The following is a 736-nucleotide window of genomic DNA, read 5'->3' as shown; positions in this document are numbered from 1 at the left end:
CCATGCTAAATGGTATGGTGGTGCTGTTTATTGGAATGGTGATAATGGTAAGGTAGTGGATTGTTCTTTTGTTAATAACCATGCAGATGGGTATGGTGGTGCTGTTTATTGGAATGGTGATAATGGTTTTTTAAGTGCTTGTTCTTTTGTTAATAACCATGCTAAATGGGGTGGTGCTGTTTGTTGGTATGGTGATAATGGTTTTTTAAGTGCTTGTTCTTTTGTTAATAACCATGCAGATGGGTATGGTGGTGCTGTTTATTGGGATGGTGATAATGGTAAATTAAGTAGTTGTTCTTTTGTTAATAACCATGCAGATGGGTATGGTGGTGCTGTTTATTGGGATGGTGATAATGGTAAATTAAGTAGTTGTTCTTTTGTTAATAACCATGCTAAAGAATTTAAAGGTAATGTTATTTATTGGTTTAAGTCAGGTGATATATTTGCTTGTACTTTTAGTGTATTTCGTCCTAAAAATACAAATACTGTTACTGTTAATAACTTAATTTTCTACGAAAAAAATAATTACAATGTTAATTACTATGAAAATGGTAATAAAATCCTTAATAGTGGGATAAATAAGAATATTACTTTTTCTAATTTAAACAGGATAAAGATTATGGTCCAAACACATTTAAATCCATGGTAAAAATCTTAAAATCCCCAATAACAAAAAATAAAAACTTAAAAATTTATTTCATGGGAGGAACATTTAAAGTACAAATAATACATGCAA

The 736-nt window shown here is 30.0% G+C and carries 1 pseudogene; it reads left to right on the top strand.

Going from position 1 to position 736, the window contains the following annotated elements:
- A pseudogene (locus MBORA_RS00355) lies at positions 1 to 649 on the top strand (hypothetical protein); the annotation flags it as partial.
- Positions 650 to 736 lie beyond the last annotated feature (87 nt).

The organism is Methanobrevibacter oralis (genome assembly GCF_001639275.1).
Classification (GTDB): Archaea; Methanobacteriota; Methanobacteria; order Methanobacteriales; family Methanobacteriaceae; genus Methanocatella; species Methanocatella oralis.
Note: the sequence above shows the minus strand (reverse complement) of the source record. Positions and strands in the feature narration are given on the sequence as shown.